The sequence below is a fragment of the Streptomyces sp. NPDC055078 genome (assembly GCF_053607985.1).
The window spans coordinates 1-3,322 of sequence record NZ_JBSGUP010000809.1 but is presented as its reverse complement, the minus strand read 5'-3'; the positions used below and the strand labels follow the sequence as shown (position 1 = coordinate 3,322).

The following is a 3,322-nucleotide window of genomic DNA, read 5'->3' as shown; positions in this document are numbered from 1 at the left end:
GGACCGGATCTCCCCGGTCCGGAGCAGCGCCCCTGTCGTATCCGCCCGCCCCTTCGCCGTACGACGGGCAACGGGCGGCGGGCGGGCGGGCGGGCGGCGGCGTCGTAGCGTTCACGCCGTACGGCTCAGACAGCGCGGCTCACTTCTTGCGGCCCCGCTTCTCCCGTACGCGCACCGAGATATGGATCGGCGTTCCCTCGAAGCCGAACTCCTCGCGCAGCCTGCGCTCCACGAAGCGGCGGTATCCGTGCTCCAGGAAGCCGGAGGCGAAGAGGACGAACCTCGGCGGCTTGGTGCCCGCCTGGGTGCCGAAGAGGATACGGGGCTGCTTGCCGCCGCGGATGGGGTGCGGGTGCGAGGCCACGATCTCACCGAGGAAGGCGTTCAGCCGTCCCGTCGGAACCCGGGTCTCCCAGCCGGCGAGCGCGGTCTCGACCGCCGGTACCAGCTTCTCCATATGGCGGCCGGTCCGGGCGGAGACATTGACCCGGGGGGCCCAGGCGATCTGGGCCAGCTCGGTCTCGATCTCCCGCTCCAGGTAGTAGCGGCGCTCCTCGTCGAGGGTGTCCCACTTGTTGAAGGCGACCACCATCGCGCGGCCGGCGTCGACGGCCATGGTGATGATCCGCTGGTCCTGCACACTGATCGATTCAGCGGCGTCGATGAGGACGACCGCGACCTCGGCCTTCTCGACGGCCGCGGCGGTACGCAGCGAGGCGTAGTAGTCCGCGCCCTCCTGGAGGTGGACCCGGCGGCGGATCCCGGCCGTGTCGACGAACTTCCAGGTGACACCGCCGAGTTCGATCAGCTCGTCGACCGGGTCGCGGGTGGTGCCCGCGACCTCGTTGACGACGACCCGCTCCTCGCCCGCCACCTTGTTCAGCAGCGAGGACTTGCCGACGTTCGGGCGGCCGATCAGGGCGATACGGCGCGGACCGCCCACCGCGTTGCCGAAGGTCTGGGCCGGGGCGTCGGGCAGTGCCTCCAGGACCGCGTCGAGCATGTCGCCCGTACCCCGGCCGTGGAGCGAGGAGACCGGGTGCGGAAAGCCGAGACCGAGGGACCACAGCGCGGTGGCGTCCGCCTCGCCACTGGGGCCGTCGACCTTGTTGGCGCACAGCACCACGGGCTTGCCCGCCCGGCGCAGCAGCTTGACGACCGCCTCGTCGGTGTCGGTCGCGCCGACGGTGGAGTCCACCACGAAGACGACCGCGTCGGCGGCCTCGATGGCGTACTCGGCCTGCGCGGCGACGGAGGCGTCGATCCCGAGGACGTCCTGTTCCCAGCCGCCGGTGTCGACCACCTTGAAGCGGCGGCCCGCCCACTCGGCCTCGTAGGTGACCCGGTCGCGGGTGACGCCCGGCTTGTCCTCGACGACGGCCTCACGGCGGCCGATGATGCGGTTCACCAGGGTCGACTTGCCGACATTCGGGCGGCCGACGACGGCGAGGACGGGCAGCGGGCCGTGACCGGCCTCACCGATGGCGTCCTCGACCTCATCGGCGCCGAAGCCCTCGTCCGTCGCGAGCTCCATGAACTCCGCGTACTCGGCGTCGCCGAGCGCTCCGTGATCGTGCTGGTCGTTCATGAAGGTCCGTTTCTCGATCGTCGCTGAACCGCGTCACCGCGATCCACTACTCAGTCTTGTCCGGCGCGCTCGTCCGGCGCGCTTATCCGGCGCGTCCGGTGAAGCGCCTGGCGTTCTCCAGATGGGCGGTCAGCCGCTCCTGGATCCGTACGGTGGCCTCGTCCAGCGCCTTGCGGGTGCGGCGGCCGCCCGCCTCGCCCGCCTCGAAGGCGTCCCCGAAGACGATGTCCACCCGGCCGCGCAGCGGGGGCAGCGCCTTGACCAGGCGTCCGCGCCGCTCGGTGCTGCCCAGGACCGCGACCGGGACGATCGGCGCGCCGGAGCGTACGGCGAAGTAGGCCAGGCCCGCACGCAGCGAGGCGAAGTCCCCCTCGCCGCGGGTGCCCTCAGGGAAGATACCGAGGACACCGCCGTTCGCCAGGACGCCGAGCGCTCCGGTGACGGCGGTGCGGTCGGTGCTCGTACGGTCCACCTTGACCTGGCCGATTCCCAGCAGGAACGGATCGAGGGGGCCGACGAACGCCTCCTTCTTGATCAGGAAGTGCACGGGCCGGGGCGCGGTGCCCATCAGCATGGGGCCGTCGACCATATGCGAGTGGTTCACGGCGAGAATCACGGGGCCGGCCGCGGGGACGCGCCAGGCGCCCAGGACCCGGGGCTTCCACAGCCCGTACATCAGGCCGATGCCGATACGCCGTCCGGCCACCGCGCCCTTCGCCGATGGGACGGTCACGTCACCGCCCGCCTTTTCGCGCCACGCCTGTCCTCGACCAGGGTGACCACGCATGCGACGACCTGCTGAAGAGTCAGCTCCGTGGTGTCCACCTCGACGGCGTCGGCCGCCTTGGCGAGCGGCGATGCCGTCCGGCCGGCGTCGGCCGCGTCCCGCTTGATCAGGGCTTCCTTGGTGGCCGCCACATCGGAGCCCTTCAGCTCACCGCTGCGCCGGGCCGCGCGGACCTCGGGCGACGCGGTCAGAAAGATCTTCAGATCGGCGTCCGGCAGTACGGTCGTGCCGATGTCCCGGCCCTCGACCACGATGCCGGTCCCGGCCGCTTCGGCGATCTCCCGCTGTAGCCCGGTGATCAGGGTCCGCACCTCGGGGACCGCGCTGACCGCACTGACCTTGGCGCTGACCTCCGGCGTACGGATGGGGCCCGAGACGTCCACGCCGTCCACGGTGATCGCCGGGTCCGCCGGGTCGGTGCCGGAGACGATCACCGGCTTGCCCGCGGCGGTGGCGATCGCGGCCGGGTCCGCCGCGTCCACGCCGTTGTTGATCATCCACCAGGTGATCGCCCGGTACTGCGCACCGGTGTCCAGGTACCTCAGCCCCAGCTCGGCGGCCACGGCCCTGGACGTGCTCGACTTGCCCGTCCCGGCGGGGCCGTCGATGGCGACGATCACGGATTCCACGGTGTTGGACACCTTTCCTGCGGTACGGGGGAGGCCGGGCGGGAGTGCGGGGGCCCCGAACAAGGTTACCGAGTGCCGACCCCTGCCAGCTCCACCCATACGCCGTGACCGCCCACCACCCCGTCGAACCGGGACCCCCGGGGGCCCCACGCCCCGGCCCCGCGCCGCCCGGCGGCCCCGCCCCCGGCACCTGCCCGGCCGGCCCCCGCCCCGGGCTGACCCACCGGGGCTCCGCCCCGGACCCGGCGCCTCCTGAGGAGAAGCCTGAGCGGCAAGGGGCCCGGGCGCAGGGGCGTGGGCCATCGGGCCGGGCGGGGA

3 protein-coding genes are annotated in these 3,322 nt (G+C 72.4%); all 3 read right to left on the bottom strand.

Features of this window, described 5'->3' with window-relative positions:
• Positions 1 to 139: 139 nt before the first annotated feature.
• The 3 genes from der to cmk all read right to left on the bottom strand — a co-directional run bounded on the left by der (position 140) and on the right by cmk (position 3,016).
• Positions 140 to 1,588: a ribosome biogenesis GTPase Der gene (gene der / locus ACWF94_RS37045; RefSeq protein ID WP_453499080.1), complete on the bottom strand. Its 1,449-nt coding sequence runs from the start codon at positions 1,586 to 1,588 to the stop codon at positions 140 to 142.
• A gap of 82 nt (positions 1,589 to 1,670) precedes the next feature.
• Positions 1,671 to 2,375 carry a lysophospholipid acyltransferase family protein gene (locus ACWF94_RS37040; protein WP_453499078.1) on the bottom strand — a complete coding sequence of 235 codons (705 nt, stop codon included), beginning with the start codon at positions 2,373 to 2,375 and terminating at the stop codon, positions 1,671 to 1,673.
• Positions 2,318 to 3,016, bottom strand: coding sequence for a (d)CMP kinase (gene cmk / locus ACWF94_RS37035; protein ID WP_453499076.1), 699 nt, complete (start codon positions 3,014 to 3,016; stop codon positions 2,318 to 2,320). Before cmk ends, ACWF94_RS37040 begins: the two co-directional genes overlap by 58 nt.
• Between the last annotated feature and the right edge of the window lie 306 nt (positions 3,017 to 3,322).

What these genes read in the sequence shown, in the direction of transcription:
- der (WP_453499080.1), bottom strand. Translation starts at nt 1,588, where the DNA reads ATGAACGACCAGCACGATCACGGAGCGCTCGGCGACGCCGAGTACGCG.
- ACWF94_RS37040 (WP_453499078.1), bottom strand. Translation starts at nt 2,375, where the DNA reads ATGCGTGGTCACCCTGGTCGAGGACAGGCGTGGCGCGAAAAGGCGGGC.